At 63.6% G+C, this 22360-nt stretch carries 21 protein-coding genes; 14 read left to right on the plus strand and 7 right to left on the minus strand.

Annotation, left to right across the window (positions count from 1 at the left end; translation table 11 throughout):
- Positions 1 to 90: 90 nt before the first annotated feature.
- The 3 genes from GTP45_RS13440 to GTP45_RS13450 all read left to right on the plus strand — a co-directional run bounded on the left by GTP45_RS13440 (position 91) and on the right by GTP45_RS13450 (position 4350).
- Positions 91 to 909: a response regulator gene (locus GTP45_RS13440; RefSeq protein WP_161014397.1), complete on the plus strand. Its 819-nt coding sequence runs from the start codon at positions 91 to 93 to the stop codon at positions 907 to 909.
- Between the two features lie 65 nt (positions 910 to 974).
- Positions 975 to 3167, plus strand: a complete 2193-nt coding sequence (locus tag GTP45_RS13445; protein ID WP_161014398.1) for a hybrid sensor histidine kinase/response regulator — start codon at positions 975 to 977, stop codon at positions 3165 to 3167.
- A 205-nt stretch (positions 3168 to 3372) separates the two neighbouring features.
- Positions 3373 to 4350, plus strand: a complete 978-nt coding sequence (locus tag GTP45_RS13450) for a GGDEF domain-containing response regulator (RefSeq protein ID WP_161014399.1) — start codon at positions 3373 to 3375, stop codon at positions 4348 to 4350.
- Between the two features lie 44 nt (positions 4351 to 4394).
- Here the strand turns inward: GTP45_RS13450 and GTP45_RS13455 are convergent, their stop codons facing one another.
- Positions 4395 to 4814: a hypothetical protein gene (locus GTP45_RS13455; protein ID WP_161014400.1), complete on the minus strand. Its 420-nt coding sequence runs from the start codon at positions 4812 to 4814 to the stop codon at positions 4395 to 4397.
- Between the two features lie 164 nt (positions 4815 to 4978).
- Between GTP45_RS13455 and GTP45_RS29310 the strand changes: the two genes are divergently transcribed.
- Both GTP45_RS29310 and GTP45_RS13465 read left to right on the plus strand, forming a co-directional pair.
- Complete coding sequence (locus GTP45_RS29310; RefSeq protein WP_161014401.1) at positions 4979 to 6604, plus strand: response regulator; 1626 nt, start codon at positions 4979 to 4981, stop codon at positions 6602 to 6604.
- A 74-nt stretch (positions 6605 to 6678) separates the two neighbouring features.
- Positions 6679 to 7404 carry a sensor histidine kinase gene (locus tag GTP45_RS13465; protein WP_161014402.1) on the plus strand — a complete coding sequence of 242 codons (726 nt, stop codon included), beginning with the start codon at positions 6679 to 6681 and terminating at the stop codon, positions 7402 to 7404.
- Here GTP45_RS13465 and GTP45_RS13470 read toward each other — a convergent pair.
- Both GTP45_RS13470 and GTP45_RS13475 read right to left on the minus strand, forming a co-directional pair.
- A complete protein-coding gene (locus tag GTP45_RS13470) occupies positions 7391 to 8671 on the minus strand; it encodes an NAD(P)/FAD-dependent oxidoreductase (RefSeq protein WP_161014403.1) in 1281 nt (426 codons plus the stop codon). The genes GTP45_RS13465 and GTP45_RS13470 overlap by 14 nt on opposite strands.
- Before the next feature lie 37 nt (positions 8672 to 8708).
- A complete protein-coding gene (locus GTP45_RS13475) occupies positions 8709 to 9182 on the minus strand; it encodes a hypothetical protein (protein WP_161014404.1) in 474 nt (157 codons plus the stop codon).
- A 143-nt stretch (positions 9183 to 9325) separates the two neighbouring features.
- On the opposite strand from GTP45_RS13475, the gene GTP45_RS13480 reads away from it, so the two are divergent.
- From GTP45_RS13480 to GTP45_RS13495, 4 genes are read left to right on the plus strand one after another with little or no spacing between them, the layout of a single operon-like run.
- The gene (locus GTP45_RS13480) at positions 9326 to 9760 is read left to right on the plus strand and encodes a MarR family winged helix-turn-helix transcriptional regulator (protein WP_161014405.1); all 435 of its coding nucleotides are present in this window, start codon (positions 9326 to 9328) and stop codon (positions 9758 to 9760) included.
- Positions 9757 to 11274: an MDR family MFS transporter gene (locus tag GTP45_RS13485; RefSeq protein ID WP_161014406.1), complete on the plus strand. Its 1518-nt coding sequence runs from the start codon at positions 9757 to 9759 to the stop codon at positions 11272 to 11274. Before GTP45_RS13480 ends, GTP45_RS13485 begins: the two co-directional genes overlap by 4 nt.
- A gap of 12 nt (positions 11275 to 11286) precedes the next feature.
- Positions 11287 to 12723, plus strand: coding sequence for an efflux transporter outer membrane subunit (locus tag GTP45_RS13490; protein ID WP_161014407.1), 1437 nt, complete (start codon positions 11287 to 11289; stop codon positions 12721 to 12723).
- 17 nt (positions 12724 to 12740) lie between these two features.
- Positions 12741 to 13889, plus strand: coding sequence for an HlyD family secretion protein (locus GTP45_RS13495; protein ID WP_161014408.1), 1149 nt, complete (start codon positions 12741 to 12743; stop codon positions 13887 to 13889).
- A 110-nt stretch (positions 13890 to 13999) separates the two neighbouring features.
- Here the strand turns inward: GTP45_RS13495 and GTP45_RS13500 are convergent, their stop codons facing one another.
- Together GTP45_RS13500 and GTP45_RS13505 are read right to left on the minus strand one after the other, a co-directional pair.
- Positions 14000 to 15535, minus strand: coding sequence for a hypothetical protein (locus GTP45_RS13500; RefSeq protein WP_371874451.1), 1536 nt, complete (start codon positions 15533 to 15535; stop codon positions 14000 to 14002).
- 39 nt (positions 15536 to 15574) lie between these two features.
- On the minus strand, positions 15575 to 16072 hold the full coding sequence (locus tag GTP45_RS13505; RefSeq protein ID WP_161014410.1) for an Lrp/AsnC ligand binding domain-containing protein: 498 nt from the start codon (positions 16070 to 16072) through the stop codon (positions 15575 to 15577).
- Positions 16073 to 16170: 98 nt separating this feature from the next.
- Here GTP45_RS13505 and GTP45_RS13510 point away from each other — a divergent pair, with 98 nt between their 5' ends.
- The 3 genes from GTP45_RS13510 (at position 16171) to GTP45_RS13520 (ending at position 19524) form a co-directional block, all read left to right on the plus strand.
- Positions 16171 to 17454, plus strand: coding sequence for a D-amino acid dehydrogenase (locus GTP45_RS13510; protein WP_161014411.1), 1284 nt, complete (start codon positions 16171 to 16173; stop codon positions 17452 to 17454).
- A 198-nt stretch (positions 17455 to 17652) separates the two neighbouring features.
- The gene (locus tag GTP45_RS13515) at positions 17653 to 18492 is read left to right on the plus strand and encodes an HDOD domain-containing protein (RefSeq protein ID WP_161014412.1); all 840 of its coding nucleotides are present in this window, start codon (positions 17653 to 17655) and stop codon (positions 18490 to 18492) included.
- Between the two features lie 6 nt (positions 18493 to 18498).
- On the plus strand, positions 18499 to 19524 hold the full coding sequence (locus GTP45_RS13520) for a transporter (RefSeq protein ID WP_161014413.1): 1026 nt from the start codon (positions 18499 to 18501) through the stop codon (positions 19522 to 19524).
- Here GTP45_RS13520 and GTP45_RS13525 read toward each other — a convergent pair.
- Together GTP45_RS13525 and GTP45_RS13530 are read right to left on the minus strand one after the other, a co-directional pair.
- On the minus strand, positions 19472 to 19999 hold the full coding sequence (locus tag GTP45_RS13525; protein ID WP_161014414.1) for a hypothetical protein: 528 nt from the start codon (positions 19997 to 19999) through the stop codon (positions 19472 to 19474). The genes GTP45_RS13520 and GTP45_RS13525 overlap by 53 nt on opposite strands.
- Positions 20000 to 20046: 47 nt before the next feature.
- Positions 20047 to 20385, minus strand: a complete 339-nt coding sequence (locus tag GTP45_RS13530) for a hypothetical protein (protein WP_161014415.1) — start codon at positions 20383 to 20385, stop codon at positions 20047 to 20049.
- A 123-nt stretch (positions 20386 to 20508) separates the two neighbouring features.
- On the opposite strand from GTP45_RS13530, the gene GTP45_RS13535 reads away from it, so the two are divergent.
- Together GTP45_RS13535 and GTP45_RS13540 are read left to right on the plus strand one after the other, a co-directional pair.
- A complete protein-coding gene (locus GTP45_RS13535) occupies positions 20509 to 21726 on the plus strand; it encodes an MFS transporter (protein ID WP_161014416.1) in 1218 nt (405 codons plus the stop codon).
- On the plus strand, positions 21723 to 22343 hold the full coding sequence (locus GTP45_RS13540) for a helix-turn-helix transcriptional regulator (protein WP_161014417.1): 621 nt from the start codon (positions 21723 to 21725) through the stop codon (positions 22341 to 22343). The genes GTP45_RS13535 and GTP45_RS13540 overlap by 4 nt, the downstream gene beginning before the upstream one ends.
- Positions 22344 to 22360 lie beyond the last annotated feature (17 nt).

Raw genomic sequence — 22360 nt, forward strand, 5'->3', positions numbered from 1 at the left:
GGAAATAGATTTAGCCCGCTCCTGTAGCGGGCTTTTTTTTTACCGTGTACGATGCAATGAAATCAATAACAGAACTGCACTCGCACACGAATGAACGTTCCCTCCGCCGTCACGCCACCCGCTCCCGATTGGTCGCACACCGCCCTGGGCGATCCCGCCGGTTGGCCCGCTAGCCTGCGGCTAACCACCAGCATTATGCTCAACTCGCCGCAAGCCATGCTGCTGATGTGGGGCTCCGAGCAAATCATGGTCTACAACGATGCCTACGCCGAGCTGACCGGCATGCCCGGCCTGCGCCCACCCGGTGGCCAAGTGCCGTCCATGCAGCCGCCCGCATGGAGCTGGAACAGCGCCGCCATCAGCGAAGTCCGCAACGGCCGCAGCCTGAGCTTTCGCGGCTGCCGCCTGCCAGTTTGCCGCAACCACCGTGTAGAACAACAAGCACTGGATCTATATTACACGCCGATTCCGCAGGACGGCGGCGTGTCCGGCGTCTTGTGCACGCTGACGCCGGCCGCCATCGCGCCGCTGGCCGACAGCAATGCGCCGCTGCGCCTGCTGGTGGTGGAAGACAACGCCGACGCCCGCTACCTGGTCTGCGAAACCCTGCGCGCGCTCGGCCACGAGGTGCAAGCCGTGTCCAGCGGCGAAGAAGCGCTGCCGCAATTGGGCGCGCAGGCCTTCGACGTGCTGTTTACCGACGTCAGCCTGCCCGGCATCTCCGGCGTCGATCTGGCCCGCGCAGCGCTGAAACAAGCGCCGCAACTGGCGCTGCTGTTTGCCTCCGGCTATGGCGATGAACTGACCCGCCACCTCGAATTCCCGTCCCAATCGTTGCAAAAACCCTACGATATCGAACAGCTGCAAGCCGCGCTGGAGCAGATTTCGGCACAGTTAAACAACCGCTGAGGCCACAATCATGCCGCACGCCAACCGTGCGGAGCAGGCACCGGGCTTGGCGCTAAAATGCCTGCATGATTCCGAACGACCCTATCGCCCCCTCGCCTCTCGCGCCGAACGCGCACGAAGATGAGCTGTTACGCGCGAGGGAAGCCTTGCGCCAAAGCCAGCTGGAATTGCGCGCACTGGCTAACTCTATGCCGCAATTAGCGTGGATCGCCGAGCAGGACGGCGAAATGGTCTGGTACAACCAGCGCTGGTATGACTACACCGGCACCACTCCAGAGCAAATGGGCGGCGACGGCTGGCAGCAAGTCTATGCCCCCGACTGCCTCGCTGCCATGCAAGCGCACTGGGAACAATCGCGCCGCGATGGCACGCCGTTTGAGCTGGAAGTGCCGATCCGCAGCGCCGGCGGCGAGTTCCGCTGGTTCCTGGTGCGCGCCAACCCAGTGCATAGCGCGGATGGCAGCGTACTGCGCTGGTTCGGCACCAGCACCGACGTCGACCAGGTCAAGCGCGCACAGGAAGCCCTGCGCGATGAAACCGCGGTGCTGGAGCTGCTCAACCGCACCGGCATCATGCTGGCCTCGCAGCGCGACCTGCAGCCGCTGCTGCAGGAAGTGACCGACGCCGCCACCAACATCAGCGGCGCCCGTTTCGGCGCGTTCTTCTACCACACCACCAACAGCGCCGGCGAAGCCTTGACCCTGCACACGCTGTCGACCGGCGCCCCGCCCTCGTTCTCGCAATTCGGCCAGCCGCGCGCCACCGGGCTGTTCGGTCCCAGCCTGCGCGGCGAAGGCACCATCCGCTGCGACGACGTACTGCAAGACCCGCGCTACGGCAACAATAGACCGCACCACGGCATCCCGTCCGGCCACCCGGCGGTGCGCAGCTACCTCGCGGTGCCGGTGGCGCTGCGCAGCGGCGCGGTGATCGGCAGCCTGTTCTTCGGCCATCCGCAGCCCGGCATGTTTAACGAGCGCACTGAACGCATCATCGGCGGCATCGCCGCGCAGGCCGCTGTGGCGATCGACAACGCGCGCCTGTACGAGATCGCCCAGCAAGCCGCCGCCGAGCGCGAAGTGCTGCTCGACAGCGAACGCCAGGCGCGCGCCGAAGCCGAGCGCACCAGCCAGCTCAAGGATGAATTCCTCGCCACCCTGTCGCACGAACTGCGCACCCCGCTCACCGCCATTCTCGGCTGGGCGCAAGTGCTACGGCGCGGCAGCCGCGACCGCGACGATCTCGAACGCGGCCTGCAAACCATCGAGCGCAACGCCCGCGCCCAGGCCCAGCTGATCGAGGACTTGCTGGACATGAGCAGCATCGCCTCCGGCAAGGTCAAGCTGGAAATGCAGCCGCTGGCGCCGGCCGCACTGGCGGCGGCCGCCATCGAGTCGGTGCGCCCGGCCGCCGAGGCCAAGCAAATCCGCATCGACAAGGACTTCGCGCCCGCGCCCGGCATGGTGGCAGGCGACGCCAACCGCCTGCAGCAAGTGCTGTGGAATTTGCTGACCAACGCCATCAAATTCACGCCGCGCGGCGGCACGGTGCGGGTCGGCGTGCAGCGCGACGGCGACTGCATCGCCATCAGCGTGCACGACAGCGGCATCGGCATCACGCCGAGCTTCCTCGGACACGTATTCGAGCGTTTCCGCCAAGCCGATTCCACCACCACCCGCCAGCACGGGGGGCTGGGACTGGGCTTGTCGATCGTCAAGCACCTGGTTGAGCAGCATGGCGGCACCATCAGCGCGACCAGCGAGGGCGAAGGACGCGGCGCCTGCTTCACGCTGCGGCTGCCGCGCAACAACGGCTTGCACGCCGCCCCGGCCGCCGCGCCCTCGCCAGAGCATGCTGCGGCGCATGATTTAACCGGACTGCAAGTGCTGGTGGTGGACGATGAAGACGATGCGCGCGAGCTGATCAAGCGCATCCTCAGCGATTGCAACGCCGAGGTGCTCACCGCCGCCACCGCCACTGAGGCCTTGACTTTACTGCAACACGAACGTCCCGACCTGATGGTCAGCGACCTTGGCATGCCGGAGGTGGATGGCTACGGCTTGCTCGATCGCATCCGCGCCATGGGGCCGTCGCGCGGCGGCGACTTGCCGGCCATTGCCGTAACCGCGTTTGCGCGCTCAGAGGATCGCATCAAGGCGCTTTCCAGCGGTTTCCTGGCCCACATCGCCAAGCCGGTGGAGCCCAATGAACTGATCGCCAAGGTGGCCGCCACCAGCGCCGTCCACCGTCATGCCTAGGTGCAATCTTCCACTCCTACCTGCAGACGAGGGAATGTCCTACAAGCAATGTGAAAAACGCTTGATACACTACAATAACGTCAAAATAGGCGTACAATAGTTTCCACACGGAAATCACCCCGCGCTTGTGTGCGCCGCAGCACCGAAGCATGGGTTATTATCGAATTAGTATTAAGCACACCCGAGACCGAACGAGACCCTGATTATGCCGAGCCCAGACGAGATCCTAAACGCCAAGATACTGGTAGTGGATGACAGCGCAGACAACGTCGAACTGATGTTGGAGATCTTGCGCGAGGCCGGCTATACCAATGTGTCATCCACCATGCTGCCCGAGCAAGTGTGCCCACTGCACCGCCAGCACGGCTACGACCTGATCCTGCTCGACCTGCAAATGCCGGGCCTGAACGGCTTCCAGGTCATGAAAGGCCTGAAGGAAATCGAGCAAGGCGGCTATCTGCCAGTGCTGGCCCTGACCGCCCAGCCAAGCTTCAAGATCGCTGCACTGGAGGCCGGCGCACGCGATTTCATCAGCAAACCGTTCGACCTGATGGAAGTACACAAGCGCATCCACAACATGCTGGAAGTGCGCCTGTTGTACCGCGAACTGGCGCAGTACAGCCGCCAGCAGCAGGAACTGGCGTTGCACGACCCGCTGACCGGCTTGCCGAACCGGCGCCTGCTGGAAGACCGTATTGCGACTGTTTTACAACACGCGACGCGCCAGCAAAACAAGGCGGCCGTGATGTACCTCGATCTCGACGGCTTTAAAGCCATCAACGACACCCACGGCCACGCGTATGGCGACGAAATCCTCAAGCAGGTGGCGCAGCGCCTGGTCGGCTGCTCGCGCAAGGAAGACACGGTGGCGCGCGTCGGCGGCGACGAGTTTGTAATCGTGATGGGCAATATCGCCACTGTCGGCGATACGCAGGAACCGTGCAACAAGCTGATCGACGCTGTCTCGCAGCCCTACCAAGTCAACGGCCTGACGTTGAAGCTGTCTACCAGCATCGGCGTTGGCATCTTCCCCGACGACGCCGGCGAAGTGGCAGCGCTGATTGCCGCCGCCGATGGCGCGCTGTACGAAGCCAAGCGCTCCGGCAAGAACCGCTGCTGCACGGCGCAGATGATGGCCGCGCCGCCGACTCAGCACCATACCATGTCGGCCACGCCGGCATGATGCCTCATGGCGGGCCTTGCAGCGCCCGCCATTGCGCTGCGCAACTAGTGCGCACCGGCCTCTTCCTTCAAGCCTTTTGCCGTGCTCTGCGCCACCTTGGTCGCGTGCTGGTGATCGTCGTGCGCATCGACCGTCTCCGGCGCCACTTCGATGCGGGTAATGCCGGCGTCCACCGACACTGGATCGCTGGCCGGGAAAGTCATCTCCACACCGCTATCCAGCAGGGTTTCCTTGGCCTGCTCTTGCGGCGTTGCCTGCTCCTGATCGGCCAGCGTGGTGATGGCTGCCGCCCATTTCACAAACTCCAGGTTGGCCAGTTCGCGCACGGTGTGCACGTTGAACGCTTGCGCCAGCGCCTTGGCATCCTTGGCGCTGAGCCCGCGCAAGGCGCTGGTCGGCGCATCGGCCAGTTCGCGGAAACCCAGCCCCAAATACTCTTTGTCCACGACAGTATCGATATTCATGATGATTTCCCTTTCAGTAGAAGTCCCCGGACACTGTGCCAGCAGGGCATTTTCAAGTCTGTGCGGAAGCGAACCTCCCCATTGTTGCGTTCGATTGATGTGCTCTTTTGACATTCATATATGTGCTTGCTATGATCGTTTGATGCTTCGTGGCAGAGACCGCCGTGCCTAAAATCGATAAACCCAAGATCCTCGTAGTCAACGACGACGCCAACAGCCTGTTCGCGTTGACCAGCCTGCTCGCCCAATGGGCCGAGCAGGAAGGCTATGACGTATTGTCGGCGCGCTCCGGCCAGGACGCCTTGCGCCAGGTGCTGATGCACGACTTTGCCGTGATCCTGTTGGACGTCAACATGCCGGGCATGGACGGCTTTGAAACGGCGGCCGCTATCCACGCCCGCGCGCGCTCGGCCGACATCCCCATCATCTTCATCACGGCGTTCCTGGCCGATGAACTGGATCGGCTCAAGGCTTACCAGCACGGCGCGGTGGACTTCCTGTTCACGCCGGTGATTCCGCAAATCCTGTACGCCAAGATTTCCGTGTTCGTGGCGCTGGCCATCAAGAACGAGGAGTTAAAGAAGCAGGCGCGCGAGTTAAGCCAGCGCACTACCGAACTGATCGCCAGCAATAAGCGCCTCACCAGCGAGATCGAGGAACGCAAAACCGTGGAGCGGCAAAACCACGCCAAGGACGAATTCCTCGCCATGCTGGGCCACGAGCTGCGCAATCCGCTGAGCGCCATCAGCAGCGCCGCCTCGCTGATCGGCTTGCCGGGCGTGTCGGTGGATGGGGTGCAGCGCGCCAAGAAAATCATCCAGCGCCAAAGCCAGCACCTTGGCCGCATCGTCGATGATTTGCTCGACCTGTCGCGCGCCATGTCGGGAAAAATTTTGCTGAGCAAGGCGCCGCTTGACCTCGCCACGCTGGTGGCGCAATCGCTGGAGACCTACCGCGCCACCGGCCGCAGCACCGACTACCAGCTGGAGCAGGAACTCGACTCCGGCTGGATCGACGGCGACAGCACGCGGCTGGAGCAAATTACCAGCAACCTGATCGACAACGCCCTCAAGTACACCCAGCCCGGCGGCCGCATCACGGTGCGCACGTGGACGGAGAATGACGAGGTGGTGCTTAGCGTGTGCGATACCGGCGTCGGCATTTCGCCCGAGCTGCTGCCGCATGTGTTTGACGTGTTCGTGCAAGGCAGCAGCACCCTCGATCGTTCGCAAGGCGGACTTGGCATCGGCCTGTCGCTGGTGCGACGGCTGGCGGAACTGCATGGCGGCAGCATCTCCGCCGACAGCAAGGGCGCCGATCGCGGCAGCACCTTCACGCTGCGCCTGCCGCGCATCGAACACCACGTGGCGGCGGCGCCGGCCGCGCCCGCCCACAGCGAACACGGCAAGCCGCGCGTGCTGCTGATCGAAGACAATGAGGATGGCCGCGAAATGATGGCCATGATGCTGGGCGTCTACGGCTACGAGGTGCGATCGGCCGCCGACGGCCTGCTGGGCATGAGCGCCGCGCGAGACTACATGCCCGACCTGGCCCTGGTCGATATCGGCCTGCCCGGCATCGATGGCTATGAAGTGGCGCGCCGCCTGCGCGCCGATCCCGCCACCCGCGACATCAAGCTGATCGCCCTCACCGGCTACGGCCTGGCCGAAGATTTGCGGCGCGTGATGGACGCCGGCTTCGACCGCCACCTGGTCAAGCCGGTCGATATCGACCAGTTGATGGGCGTGATCGATACCTGCGCCCAACTACCTGTAGCTCTCAAACAATAGTCGTGCGCCCCGATTTGCAAAGCTCGGGTATGATCGGAACAAACCGTCTTCCGTCCGACTTTACAGAGAAAACCATGTCCGTACCGGCACCGCAAGACCAACAACATCCCCAGCATGATGCTCTGCGCAGCGCGGACCTGAGCGAGCTACTGGGCCATGTCCACACCTGCTGGGACAACGAGCGCCGCTCGCTGTCGCGTCAGCTGCACGATAGCCTCGGCTCGTCGCTGACGGCGCTCACCATGCACCTTGGCCTGCTGATGCAAAAGCTGCCGCCTGACCAGGCGCTGCAAGACCGCGCCGGCCACATGAAGCGGCTGCTCGGCCAAATCGTCGAAACCAACCGGCAGATGCAGCTCAAACTGTGGAACGACAAGCTGGAATTCCTCGGCGTGCGGGTGGCGCTGGAGGAGCTGGTCACGCAGTTTGGCGCGCAAAGCCAAATCATTGCGCGGTGCAGCTTGCCGGAAGAGGAACTCGAATGCCCGCGCAGCCACGGCATCGTGCTGCTGCATGCACTGGAAGAAGCGCTGCGCAACATCAGCGCGCACGCGCAAGCGACCGAGGTGGATGTCATCGTCGACGACAACGAGGACGAGGTCATGATGACGGTGAAGGATAATGGCGTCGGCCTCAGCAAGCCCGTGCCGGCCGGCCAATCGGCGGGCAAGTTCGGCCTACGCATGGCGCGCGAGCGGGCTGCCTACCTGGGCGGCACGCTGACCCTGGCGGCAGGCGCCGAGCGCGGCGTCGTACTGACCATGATTCTGCCGAAACCGGCGCCGGCTAGTGTAGCTTGACCAGCGGCGTGGTGCGCTTGATCAGGAAGCGTGCCAGCGCCAGCACCGCCGTGCGCACCGTGCCCAGTACCGCCTTGTGATGCATCAGGTGCAGGCTGACGTACATCATGCGCGCCACGAAGCCGTCGACGAACCAGCTCAATCCTTTCAGCGAACCCATCAAGCTGCCGACCGAGGTGGTCTGGCCGAACGACACCAGCGAACCGTAATCGCGGTAGACGTAAGGCTTGGCCTGCGGCGGCTGGCCTTTTTGCTGGCGCAGGAAAGTCTCCAGCAGATAATCGGCTTGCTGGTGTGCGGCTTGGGCGCGCGGCGGCACCAGCTTGCCGTCCGGGCCTGCACAAGCGGCGCAATCGCCGAGCGCGTAAATCCCCGCCACGCCCTTGACGGCCAGCGTGCCGTCGACGTCCAGCTGGCCGGATTTCACCGTCGGCAGGCCCAGCGTTTTGAGGAAATCCGGCGCCTTGATGCCGGCTGCCCACACCACGATGTGGGCCGGATAGACAGTATCGCCGGCCGTGACGCCAGCCGCATCGATGGCGGTGACGCGGGTATCGGTTACCACATTGACCGCGCGCTCGCGCAGTAGCGCCAGCGCCGCGCTCGACACTTTTTCCGGCAGCGGCGCGAGGATGCGCGGCGCGCCTTCCAGCAAGGTGATGCGCACGTCGCGCTCGGCCTGCAATTGGCGGAAGCCGTAAGTCGCGTACACGCCGCTGGCCTCGCGCAATTCGGCCGCCAGCTCAACGCCGGTGGCGCCGCCGCCGATGATGACCACGTCCACGCCGCCATCGCGTTTCAACTCGGCCAGCGTCAGGCGCTTGAGCAAGGTCAGGCGGAAGCGCTCGGCATCTTCGGTGGCATTGAGGGAAATGGTGTGTTCGGCCGCGCCGGGCACGCCGAAATAATTGGAGGTGCTGCCGACAGCAATCACCAGCTGGTCGTAGCGGATTTGACGCTCAGGCAGGATTTGCTCGTCGCCGCTATTGATGGCGGCTACGGTAAGCAAGCGCTGCTCGGCTTCAAGCGCTTGCATCGGGCCGTAGACAAAGGTGAAGCCGTTGTCATGGGCCAGCATTTGGTAAGACAAGCCTTCCTGATGCACATCCAGCGTGCCGGCCGCCACCTCGTGCAGCGACGGCTTCCAGATATGGAATAGCCGGCTGTCGACTAGCATCACAGCCTCCGGGCCCAGCTTGCGGCCCAATTTACAGGCGAGCTCCAGCCCGCCTGCCCCGCCGCCAACAATCACGAATTTACTTTGCAAAACATTCTCCTGGTGGCGGCGCTGCTACGCCGCGTGATCAGTCGCGGCGATCGTGGCCGTGACCTTTGTCGTGCCCCCGGCCGTGACCACGGTCGTGATCGCGGTCATCATGGCGATCACCACGATGGTCGTCCCGGTGGTCATCCCGGTAGTCGCGGCGATCCGGGCCGCCGTGGCGCTCGCGGTAGCGCGGCACATAGGTGTTGTTGTACCAGTTGTCCTGCACGAAGAACACTCTCTGATTGCAGGCATGGTAAGCGTGGCAATGCTTGCTCCAATGCTTGGCGTGGCCGGGCGGCACGCGCAAGTAGATCGGCGCGGTCTCAACGTAGCGCACCGGGCGCTCAATAATCACCGGCTGGCGGTACAGCACTTGCGGCGGCGGATAGTCGCCAATGTCGATGCGGCCATAGAAACCGGGCTGGCCGACGCTGATGGAAACGCCTACATCGGAGGCAAAGGCGGAGGCTGACAAGGCCAGCAGGCTGATGGCGAGTAACTTGGCTTTCATGATGTGTCTCTGTTCTTTGGTACGAGCGAAACTGCTCAGTTAACATCATAGCCGCGCCCCCAGTAAGTTTCCGTGCGCTAGCGAACATAAGTTACCTATGCTAAACTAATCGTTCGATAACTAACTATTAGCTGTTAAATCATATGTCTTCTATAGAAGAACGCTTCTCGGCCGCGCTGCACGGTTCCGCCCGCGCCTGGCGGCTGGCGATTGACCGCCGCCTCAAGCACTTGAACCTGAGCCAGGCCAGCTGGATGGCCATCGCCCTGACCGCCAAGGAAACAGAACCGCCGTCGCAAACCCGGCTGGCCGCGCGCGCCGGCGTGGAAGATCCGACCATGGTGGCCACCGTCGACCGGCTGGTCAAGGCCGGCTACATGGTGCGCACGCCGTCCGCCACCGACCGCCGCGTCAAGCTGCTGAGCCTGACCCCGGCCGGGCAAGAAATCTACCAAAGCGTGTGGAAAGAAGCCGACGCCTTCCGCCGCGAGTTGCTGGGCAATGTCGATCCCGAAACGCTGCGCATCGTCACCACCTTCCTCGAAGCCATTCAGGCCAACATCGAAACCCTTCCATGAGTACAAGCAACGACGGCCTGAACCGCCGCATGATCACCATCTCGATCATGCTGGCGACGATTATTCAGGCACTGGACGGCACCATCGCCAACGTCGCCCTGCCGCACATGCAGGGCAGCTTGTCGGCCTCGCAGGATCAGATTACCTGGGTGCTGACCTCCTTCATCGTGGCCGCCGCGATTGCCACGCCGCTGACCGGCTGGCTGTGCGACCGCTTCGGCCAGAAAAACATCTTCCTCGCTTCGGTGGCGGGTTTCACGGTGGCCTCGGTGCTGTGCGGCCTGTCCGGTTCGCTGACCGAGATCGTGATTGCGCGCCTGCTGCAAGGGATCTTCGGCGCGGCGCTGGTGCCGCTGTCGCAAGCCACCCTGCTCGACATCAATCCGCGCGAGAAGCACGGCTCGGCCATGGCCGTGTGGGGCATGGGCGTGATGATCGGCCCGATTCTCGGCCCCACGCTGGGCGGCTGGCTGACCGACAGCTACGACTGGCGCTGGGTATTCTTCATCAACGTGCCGGTCGGTGCGATGGCCTTCTACGGCATCTGGCGTTACATCAAGAAGACCGAGGCGCCGCGCAAGATGCAGTTCGACGCGTTTGGCTTTGCCACTTTGAGCCTCGCCATCGGCGCGCTGCAAATGCTGCTCGATCGCGGCGAACAGAATGACTGGTTCAGCGCCACCGAGACGTGGATCGAAGCCATCATCCTGGCAATGAGCTTTGCCTACTTTGTCGCCCACACGGCCACGCGCCCTGCCGGCAAATCCTTCTTCGATTACCGGCTGCTGCGAAATTCCAACTACGTCAGCGGCCTGTTGTTCATCTTCATCGTGGGCCTGGTGCTGTACGCGACGCGCGCGCTGACGCCCTCGATGCTGCAAAGCCTGATGGGCTATCCGGCCAAGATCGCCGGCCTGGTGACCGCGCCCAGCGGCATCGGCACCATGATCGCGATGATGTTTGTGGGCCGCCTGGTCGGCAAGATCGACCTGCGGGTGCTGCTGGCGACCGGCTTCCTGATCACCGCCTTCTCGCTATGGCAGATGACGCAGTACACGCTGGTGCTGTCGCAAAGCGACATCGTGTGGCCGGGCGTGATTCAGGGCTTGGGCCTCGGCCTGGTGTTCGTGCCGCTGAGCGCCGCCACCTTTGCCACGCTGTCGCCGGAGATGCGCGCCGAGGGCACGGCGATCTACAGCCTGATACGCAATATCGGCAGTTCGATCGGCATCGCGCTGGTGCAGACGCTATTGGCACGCAATACGCAGATCGTGCATGCCTCGCTGACGGAACACGTCACCACCGCCAACCCGGCGCTGCTGGACAACCTGGCGACGCCACAAGCGGCAGCCTCGCTGAATAACGAGATCACCCGTCAAGCCTCGATGATCGCCTACGTGGACGACTTCTGGCTGATGATGATCGCAACGCTGTGCGTGATTCCGCTGCTATTGCTGATTAAACCTCCGGCGAAAACTGCACCGGCCGCAGTCGATCACGCTGCGATGGATTGAGGAGAGCTTCACATGAAAAAAACTACCGTATTGGCGGCGGCCCTCGCCGCAGCCTTCACACTGGCTGGCTGCGCGCAAATCGCGCCTGACAATCACGCACTGGCCAAGCGCGACATCGCCGGCGCAGAACTTTCCGCCAACATCAAGCTGGCAAACGAAGGCTGGCCGCAAGCGCAGTGGTGGACTGCCTACCATGACGAGCAGCTGAACGCCATCATCAAGCAAGCCTTGTCCAGCGGCCCATCGCTGGAAGTGGCGGCAGCCCATATCGGCACCGCGCGCTCCTCGCTGTCGCGCAGCGTGGCGGATTTGGGCGTAGACATTTCGGCGTATGCCAACGCCAATCGCCAGCGCTACTCGGGCACCGGCTTGTTCCCTGCCCCGATCGGCGGCGCCTACTTCACCGAGGAGACACTGCGCCTTGACCTGCGCTACAACTTCGACTGGTGGGGCAAGAACCGCGCGCAAGTGGCGGCCGCCGTCGGTGAGTTGAACGCTGGCCGCGCCGCCTACGCCGAAGCCGAGCAAGCGCTGGCAGCCTCCATCGCCCAGAGCTACTTCCGCCTGCAAGGCGCATGGGCGCGCCTGGCGAATACCGAACAACTGGCGGCCACGCAGAACGCGCTGGTGCAGGATAAGGCCAAGCGCATCGCGCGCGGCCTTGCCAACGCCGATGAACAGCGCGCCGCCGAAGCGGATCTGAACCTGATCCGCAAACAGCAGGCGCAACTCAAGGCCGATATTGAACACGAACGCGAAGCCCTGCGCGCGCTGGCCGGCGCTGACAACACCGCGCTGGCCGATTTGAAACCGGTGGCGCTGAACTCCGCGCCGCACGCCCTGCCCGCGCGTCTCGGCATGGAACTGCTGGCGCGCCGCCCTGACCTGCAAGCGGCGCGCTGGAAGCTGGAGGCATCGCTCAGCAAGATCGACGCCGCCAAAGCCGCGTTCTATCCTGATGTGAACCTGACCGGCTCCATCGGCCTCGATAGCGTCAAGCTGGAGAACCTGCTGCAAACCGCCAGCCGCACCGTGTACATCGGCCCGACCGTGTCGCTGCCGCTGTTCGACAGCAAGCGCCTCGATGCGCAACTGGACGGCGCTCGCACCAACCGCAACGAGCGCATCGCCGAATATAACCAGACCATTGTCGAAGCCGTGCGCGAAGTGGCGCAAGGCGGCGCGCAGTTGCAGGGCATCGAGCAGCAGATCGTGCAGCAAAGCGCAGCCACCGGCTTGGCGCGCGCGCAGATGGCGTCGGCGCAGGCGCGCCTGGATCGCGGACTGGCGAACAACAGCAGCGTGCTGAATGCGCGCCTGGCCCTGCTCAAACAGCAGGACGCCGGCCTTTATCTGCAACAAGTACAACTACTGGCCGAAGTCGCGCTGACCAATGCGCTGGGCGGCGGCTATCACGAAGAAGCGCCGCTGGCGACCGCCACCAAATAAAATCAACGGATCACATCATGAGCACTGAAATCACCAAACCAAACGAGAACAAGCGCAAGGCCGTGCTGGCGGGGATCACGCTGGCCTTCATCGCCGCCGGCGCGGCGTACGCGGTCTACTACGAGAGCGTGCTGTCCAAGGTGCAGGAGACCGATAACGCCTACGTGGGCGGGAACCTGGTCAACCTGTCGTCGCAAGTGACCGGCAACGTGACCGAGATCCGCGCCGATGAAACGCAGATGGTGCAAGCCGGCGCGCCGCTGATCCAGCTGGACGCGGCCGATGCCGACATCGCATTGGCGCAGGCGGACGCCAGGCTGGGCGCCGCCGTGCGCCAGCAACGCCAGCGTTACGCCGACGTGGCGCAGTACGACGCCACCGTCGCGCAGCGCAAGCTGCAGTTGAAGAATGCCGAAGACGATCTGGCGCGCCGCAAGCCGCTGGCGGCCGACCACACCGTCTCCGGTGAAGAAGTCGAACATGCGCGCCAGGCGGTGGATGATGCGCGCGCAGCGATTGCGGTGGCGGTCAAGCAGGAAGAAGCGGCCAAGGCTGGCGTGAGCGGCGTGAGTGTGGCGCAGCATCCGGCGGTGCAAGCGGCGAAAGCGGATTACGTGCAAGCGTGGCTTGCGTCGCGCCGCAACACCATCCTGGCGCCGGTGTCGGGCTATGTGGCGAAGCGCAGCGTGCAGATAGGCGCGCGCGCCACGCCGGGCACCTCGCTGATGGCGATTGTGCCGCTGGATCAGCTGTGGGTGGATGCCAACTTCAAGGAATCGGAATTGAAGAACATCCGCGTCGGCCAGCCGGCCAGGATTGAGGCCGATATGTATGGCAGCAAAGTGGAATTTCATGGCCGCGTGGTGGGCCTGTCGGCCGGCACGGGCAGCGCGTTCTCGCTGCTGCCGGCGCAAAATGCGAGCGGCAACTGGATCAAGGTGGTACAGCGCCTGCCGGTTCGGATTGCGCTCGATCCGAAGGAACTGAAAGAACACCCTCTGCGCATTGGTTTGTCGACCACCGTTAAAGTGGACGTCAGCAAAACCGACGGCGCGGTACTGGGTGCAGCGATGCCGCAAGCGCCGGTCTACAGCACGCAAGCCCTGACGCAGCCGCTGCAACAAGCAGCGCGGGTTGCGGACGAGATCATCGCCCGTAACTTGTAACTTGGTTTGATGCGTCCTTGAACCCGGTACAGCGGGGTCTGACCCCGTACGGGGTCAGACCCCACGGCAAGCGCCTTGCGGGGTTCGGCATGGCGCCAGCCGCTACCCCGCTAACTTAGTTCGGCGTCTAGCTGGCGGATCGCGGCTTGCGCTTGCGTGATGACGCGGTCGGCGATGCGCTGGCGCATGCCAGGCACGCGGCCGGCCGCTTCGGCTTCCAGCAAGATCGGCGTGAGTAGCTGCACAGCGGAGTCGCGAAAGCCTTCCGCCACAAGATCTAGCTGCGTATTGAACGACTGCTCGGCCGCCATCAGCTGCTTGCGCAGCTCCTCTTCAAACGCGATGCGCTTATCACGGATCTCGGTGCGTTTGCGCTTGCCGCCATCGGTGAACCATTTGAACGCGCCCGCCAGCAGCACCGCGCCGCCGACAAACGGCGCAACCGGCGCCACCACCGGCAACACCACCGCAGCGCCGATCAGATAAGCCGCCGTACCTGTGCTGGCAGCCACCGCCGCACCACCAGCCAGGGTGATATTCGCCGCCGTATCCAGCTTGTTCACAATGCGCGTGCCGATACGCATGCGCGGCATCAGCTTGGCCAGCGCCGCATGATGCTGCCGCTGGAACACGGTCGCCTGCCCCAGCTTCATCCCCGACTGGAACAGCCGCAAATCTTCCTGCAGCAGCTGCAAGGCCTGCTCCTTGCGCCGCACGATGCGATCGAGCCGCCGTTCCATCTCCTGCCCGAATTGATTGCGGCCCATGCTGGCCCACACGTCTTCGTCTTTCCACTTGTCGGTATTGAGGCGATCAGTCATCGCCAGCTCGATGGCGTTGCCCGCGTCGTGCACGGCGTCGTCGATTTCTTCGATCAGCAGACGGCGTTCGTGAGCGATGCGCTGTTCGACCAGCACCAGCCGCTGCGTCACCTGGTTTTTCAAATCGCTGGCGGCGCTGACCAGCGAGGCCGCCGCCGCTTCGCCCACCGACAGCAAGCGCGCTTGTTCAACGTAGTTGCTGATGTCTTGCGCGATGGCCGCAGTGGTCGTGCTGACCAATTCCCGCAGTGCGGCTTGATCGATGTCACCGGACTGGAAGTTGCGCGCATGGTCAACCAGTTCCAGCTGGCCGGCAGTGCGGCCGAAATCCGCCACCGCGTCGGCCAGCGAACGCCCGCGCACCAGGCGGCGCGCCTGCTCGCCCAAGTTGGCGAGGATGCCGCGCTCCTCGGCCGGCGGCAAACGGTTCAGATTTTCCGGCGATAGACGTACCGATAAGGCTTTCGCCAAGCGCTGGGCTACAGCGCGGGCATCGGCGCCGTGCAGCGCCAGCAGCGGAATCACCATGCCCAGCGCATGCTCGCGCGCCTGCTGGTCGATGCCGGTGCAGCTGCGGCTCAACGCATTCAGCGCCCAGTCGACTTCCACGCCGGATTCAATCGCGTTCAAAACGAGAGCGGTAAAAACTGCGGAGGATTGACCATCGCCGGCGATCTCAGTGACAGCGGCGAACTGCGCGAGCGTGAGGCTGCCTTCATTACCGGCGATCGCGCCCACCGCCCGCGCGTAAGCGGAGCTAAAACTCTGGTCAGAAGACAAGTGCTCGTCCAGCGAACGCACGACAAGCTGCGAAGAACTATTCACGCCTGCTCCAGTTGGTTGTGATGCCATTATGGCATTGTATCAGCCCTGCACCACCTCGGTGGACAAGGTCAGCGTCTCTTTGATTTCCTCCATCACCACATAGCTTTTCGACTGCGCTGCACCTGGCAGGCTGAGCAGCATTTCGCCTAGTAGCTTGCGGTACTCGGCCATTTCGTGGATGCGCGCTTTAATCAAGTAGTCGAAGTCGCCCGACACCAGATGGCACTCCTGCACCTCCGGGATGCGCAGCACCTCGCGCCGGAACTGCTCGAACGCGGGGCCGGATTTCTGGTTCAGCGTAATCTCCACGAATACCAGCAACTTGGCCCCCAGCGACGGCGGATCGATCCGCGCGTGATAGCCGGTAATCACGCCATCGCGCTCCATGCGCTTGACGCGCTCGATGGTGGGCGTGGTCGACAAGCCCACCTGCTCGCCCAGATCCTTCATCGAGATCCGCCCATCCTCCTGCAGGATCTGTAGTATCTTTCGATCAAGCTTGTCCAGCCCGCGGACCGATTCTTTCTGAGTTCGCATGAAAATCCACTGTTTTTAGTAAGATATATAGTAACAAACACTACCCCAACCAGCATACCATAGCGGAATATCTGGTAGCTAAATAATCGGGGGACAGCATGCGCGTAGTGATCTTGGGTAGTGGTGTTATCGGCGTCACCAGCGCCTACTATCTGGCCAAGGCCGGCCACGACGTGACCGTGCTTGACCGCCAACCGGGCCCCGCCCTCGAAACCAGCTTCGCCAACGCCGGCCAGATTTCTCCCGGCTACGCTTCGCCATGGGCCGCCCCCGGCATCCCCCTGAAAGCCATGAAATGGATGTTGCAGCGCCACGCGCCGCTGTCCATCACGCCTGACGGCACCCTGTTCCAGCTGCAATGGATGTGGCAGATGCTGCAAAACTGCAATGCCGAGCGCTACGCCGTCAACAAGGAGCGCATGGTGCGCCTGGCCGAGTACAGCCGCGACTGCTTCAAGGCGCTGCGCGCCTCCACCGGCATCGCGTACGAAGGCCGCCAGCAAGGCACGACCCAGCTGTTCCGCACCCAGGAACAAATGGACGCCGCCGCCAAAGACATCAGCGTACTGGAAGAAACCGGCGTGCCGTACCAGCTGCTGAGCCGCGAACAACTGGTCAGCGCCGAGCCGGGCCTCGCCCGCAACAAGCTGGTCGGCGGCCTGCGCCTGCCGAACGATGAAACCGGCGACTGCCAGCTGTTCACCACCCGCCTGACCGCCATGGCCGAAGAACTGGGCGTGAAATTCCGCTACGGCGTTGACATCAATGGCCTGGTCAGCGAAGGCGACACCATCAAAGGCGTGCAATGCGGCGATGAACTGGTGACCGCCGAATCCTACGTGGTCGCGCTGGGCGCCTACTCGACCGCGCTGCTGAAGCAGCTGGTGCAAATCCCGGTCTACCCGCTGAAGGGCTACTCGATCACCGTCCCTATCGTCAACGCCGACGCCGCACCGGTGTCGACCATTCTGGACGAAACCTACAAAATCGCCGTCACCCGCTTTGACGACCGCATCCGCGTCGGCGGCATGGCCGAGATCGCCGGCTTCGACAAGACCTTGAACCCGCGCCGCCGCGAAACGCTGGAGATGGTGGTCAACGACCTGTTCCCCGGCGCCGGCAACACCGCCGAGGCCAGCTTCTGGACCGGCCTGCGCCCGATGACCCCGGACGGTACGCCGATCGTCGGCCGCACCGGCCTGCGCAACCTCTACGTCAACACCGGCCACGGTACGCTGGGCTGGACCATGTCCTGCGGCTCGGCGCAACTGCTGTCGGACCTGATCTCGTCGCGCCGTCCGGCCATCCGCGCCGACGACCTGTCGGTCAGCCGCTACAGCAAGGAACACGGCGCGCGCCAGCCTGAACTGGTCAACGCCTGAGTTAGCTTTCCCCGTTCGCGGCGCCCCGATCCCGGCGCCGCGAGCGCTCCCTTGCGTGCCCCCTCCCCGCGCAATATCCCGCTCCCCTCCGCATCCCATCAACAATCGCAACGCGATCTGTCGCATTGCTGATGATTACTGCCGATAAGCTTCCGCATGGCGTTGAGATTGGGGCCAAGCCTGCGTATAATTTTGACCATGAATAAACTCGAAGCATACGGCCACATCGCGGCCCTCGCCATTCGTGGCGAACTCGTCTTCCCAACCAGCGTCAATGCGGCGCTGCGCGTGCAACTGGCATTGGATGATCCCGACTGCCCGATCGACACCGCCATCAGCCTGGTGCTGGCGGAGCCATTGTTGGCCGCCAAGACCGTGGCCATCTCGAATTCCGCCATGTTCAACCGCGCCGGCGCACCGGTGGTGACCAATGTGCGCGGCGCCATCATGCGCATCGGCTACCAGAACCTGTTCGCGCTGGCGGCCGCCATGGTGGTGCGCCAGTTCGGCAGCAAAATCAGCGACCCGGCACTGCGCAACAAGGCCGAAAAGCTGTGGGATCACACCATCGCCGTGGCCGCGCTGGGCCGCCTGATCGCGCGCCACGTTACCGGCGTCAACGAAGACACCGCGCTGTTTGCCGGCATCGTGCACGAGGTGGGCGGCTTCTACCTGCTGTCGCGCGCCGACGAATTCCCCGGTCTGCTCGATGAAGATCCAGAGAACTGGCACTCGGCCAGCGAAGAAATCATCACCCGCGAAGTGATGCGCAAACTGTGCATCCCTGAGCCGGTAGCCGACGCCATCGAAGGTTTGCGCGACAGCTTCATGTCGATCCCGCCCGACACGCTGCTCGACACCCTGCTGCTGGCCAATCACCTGACGCCGATGAAATCGCCGCTGCAAGAGCCGCAGCGCGACCTGCCGCCGCATTCCGATTCCGCCATCGACCTGTTCATCGACGAGCAAAAACTGGCGGCGATGCTGGAAGAAGCCAAACGCGATGCGGCCGAGATGAGCGCCGCGCTGCTGGTGTAAGCACAGATGCAGAGCGCGCCGCTGTCCTACGGTTCTGATCCCTCCGGCTTGGTATGCGGCTATTTATTTGGCCGCAGCGGCGATGGCAAAGGCCAGCCGCTCGATAGCGACGCCGCCTGCGCGTGGCTGAAAGAGCGCGAACAGCATCCGCACGAGTTCATCTGGCTGCATTACAACCTGGCCAACACCGCCAGCGAAAAGTGGCTGCACGAGCACGTGACGCTGCCGGACGAGTTCTACGAAAGCCTGCACGAAGGCCCGCGCTCGACCCGCATCGAGCTGGCCGACAATACCCTGATCGCGGTGGTCAACGACGTGCTGCACGATTTCTCGTTCGAGCCATCCGACATCTCGACGCTGTGGCTGAGCGTGGAGAAGCAAATCGTCATCAGCGCGCGCCGCAAGCCGCTGCGCGCGGTGGACAGCCTGCGCAACGCGGTGCGCAGTGGTGAGCCGATCCGCTCGTCGGTCGAGCTGCTGATCCACCTGCTGCGCGACCAGGCCGATGCGCTGATCAAAATCGTGCGCGACGCGATTACCACCGTGGACAGCATCGAAGACAACCTGCTGGCCGGCAAGCTGACCACCAAGCGCGCCAGCCTTGGCGCCCTGCGGCGGGTGCTGGTGCGGCTGCAGCGCCTGTTGGCGCCGGAACCATCGGCACTGTTCCGCCTGCTGCAAAAGCCGCCGGCATGGATGGCCGAGATCGATGCGCAGGAACTGCGTCAATCGACCGAGGAATTCTCGATGGTGCTGGCGGATATGGCGTCGCTGCAGGAACGCATCAAATTAATCCAGGAAGAAATTGCGGCGCTGGCCAGCGAGGCCAACAACCACAGCCTGTTCGTGCTGACCGTGGTGACCGTGTTGGCGCTGCCGATCAACATCATCGCCGGCCTGATGGGGATGAACGTGGGCGGCATTCCACTGGCGGAATCCAGGCACGGCTTCCTGATCATCGTGGTGATCGTGGCGAGCTTTACCGTGATCGCCGGCTGGCTGGCCTTCCGCCGCCAGCGCGACGTGCGCTAGCGCCGCCGAGCGCGCGCACGCGCCAGGCACCCGCGAGCGCGGCAGCGGTGCCCATCGCCAGCGCGATCATATTATCGCGGCGGTAAGCACTGCGCACCTCGTCCAGGCTGGCCACCTGCTTGCCGCCGACGGACACACCATAAGCAGTATAAAAATCGCCGGGCGCGAAGCCGATGCCGGTTTTTTGCGCACGCAGGAAACTGACCAAAATCGGGTACATCTCCGCATCGCGGATCGCCGCGCGCTGCTGGCCATCGGCATCGCCCTTGGCATACAACACCAGCTGCTGCTTATCCGACAGGATGAAATACAGCGCCCCACGGGTCTCCTGCTGCCAGGTCACTCGCCCGCGCGCCGTCTCCAGCTGCCCGGCCTTGGGAAAGCGATACTCCAGCGCGCCAAACAGCGCAATCAAGCCAATGCCGAGCCAAAGAAAAAAATACGCCCCGCGCTCGCCGGCAAACCAATCTTTCATGTTGAGATTGCTTGTATAAGAAAGACCGTATGATACAGCCTTGCTTTTCAAGGCTGCATGAGTTTGACCACGATAAGCACCAGCGTGGAATTTAAAGCGCCGACGCCGATCAGCGTGGCGATCATCCACTTCATGATGCGCGTCTCAAGCGCTGCCAAGTCAGCCTTGGTGGCACCGTTTTGCAGCATCGCGGCCAACGTGGCATCAATTCGAGCTATGTCGGCGCCAAGCACCCGGTGAAGATGCATCAGATCTTCTTTGGTGGCTGCCGTCTTGGTCAACACGGCAACCTCCACGGTCAGCACAGCCAGATTACGCTCGACTGCCGTCAGCCGCTGATCCAGCGGCGCTAGTTGCTCATTCGTTTGTGAGGTCTCGGTTTCCATGTCACCCATCTTGCGCCTGATATCTGCGGTCAAGCAAGCCGAGCCAATTTGATATTTATCGAACCATCGGATTTATAAACTTTTTTGTTTACTTATTGTTCAGCCAGGCTTACAGTAGAGCGCATGAAAACGCATTTACTGATTGCTTCCGCCTGCCTGCTGGCTTTGCTCTCCACCATCGGTGCAGCGCTGCCGTATCCGATCCTGCCGCCACTGTTCGCTGCCGGCGCTACCAATGGCCTCAATACCTTCCTCGGCCTGCCGCCCAAGCTGCTGTTCGGCCTGGCGCTGACCATCAATCCGCTCGGCCTGCTGATCGGTTCCGCCCTGCTCGGCCCGATGTCGGATCGCTACGGCCGCCGCCCGGTGCTGCTGATTACCGCCGTCGGCGCCGCCATCGGCCATGCCGTCACGGCCGGTGCGCTGATCATTGAGAACTACCCCCTGTTCATCGTCGCCCGCTTCGTCACCGGCCTGCTGGAAGGCAGCGGCTCGGTCGCGCGCGCCCTGCTGGCCGACCGTCTCGAAGGCGACCTGCGCCGCAAAGCGCTGTCGTGGCTGAACGGCGCCTTTTACATGGGCTGGCTGGCCGGGCCGCTGCTGGCCGGCGCCACGCTGCAATTCGGCATCACCACGCCGTTCTGGGTCGCCGTCGCCGCCCTGCTGCTGGTGGCGGCGCTGGTCGCCGTTACCCTGCCGCGCGAAGCCGCTTCCAGCGCTACCACCTCGTGGTGGCAAGTGGCGCGCGACCGCCACTCGCTCAACCTGCTGCGCGAACCGGATCTGCGCAGCCTCTTCATCGTGACGCTGGCCTACACCTGCGGCGTGACCGCGTTCTACGAGTTCTACCCGCTGTGGCTGGTGGAAGTGCCCGGCTACGGCGCCCAAGGCATCGCCTGGGTCACCGCCGCCATGTGCGCCGTGATGACCGCCACCACCATCGTCGCCGGCCGTCCATTCAAGGGCGAGCCGCTGCTGCGCGCGCGCATCTACGCGTTCACCGTGGCGGCCATCATTGCCCTGCTGGCCGCCAGCAACGCCACGCTCGGCCTGATCTGCATCATCTTGTACGGCATCCCGCATTCGTTCTACAACGCCATCGTGCCCAATTACTGCGCCGAACGATTCGGCGGCGCCCATGGCCAAGGCGCGGTAATGGGCTTGATCTCAACCACCTTCTGCCTGGCCAACATCATCATGGCCTTGGCTGGCGCCGTGCTGACACTGATCGACACCCGCCTGATCCTGCTGCTGGGCGCGGCGCTCAGCGCATGGTCGGCATGGCGCATGCACCAATGGCACCACAGCATGACTACCCGCGTGGAAGGCGCCATGCCATGAACACCGCCGAGCAAACGCTGTTCCTGATTAAGACCCGCGGTCCGCAAACCGCCCAGCAACTGGGCGCGCTGCTCAATCTGACCTCGATGGGCGCGCGCAAGCAGCTGGAATCATGGCAGGAAAAAGGCATGGTCACTTATGAAGAGGTGGCCGACAAGCCGGGCCGGCCTGCGCGCCGCTGGCTATTGACCGCCGCCGGCCACGCCCGCTTCCCCGACCGCCACGCCGAGCTGACGCTGCAATTGATCGACCAAGTGCGCGCCCTGTTCGGCGACGCCGGCCTCGATAAGCTGATCGGCTCGCGCGAAGCGGCCAGCGAACGCGATTACCGCGAGCATCTGGCCGGCAGCCGCACCCTGCCCGAGCGCGTGCAAGCGCTGGTACAAGCGCGCAGCGCCGAAGGCTACATGGCCGAACTCCAGCCGCAGGACGACGGCAGCCTGCTGCTGATCGAAAACCACTGCCCGATCTGCGCCGCCGCCCAGCAATGCCAGCAATTCTGCCGCTCCGAGCTGGACGTTTTCCAGCGCGTGCTCGGCCCCGATTGCTCGGTCGGCCGCGTCGAGCACATGCTGGCCGGAGCGCGACGTTGCGTCTATGTCATTAAATCCATATAATAAGAATCATTCTCATT

It is taken from the genome of Duganella rivi (assembly GCF_009857435.1).
Classification (GTDB): domain Bacteria; phylum Pseudomonadota; class Gammaproteobacteria; order Burkholderiales; family Burkholderiaceae_D; genus Rugamonas; species Rugamonas rivi.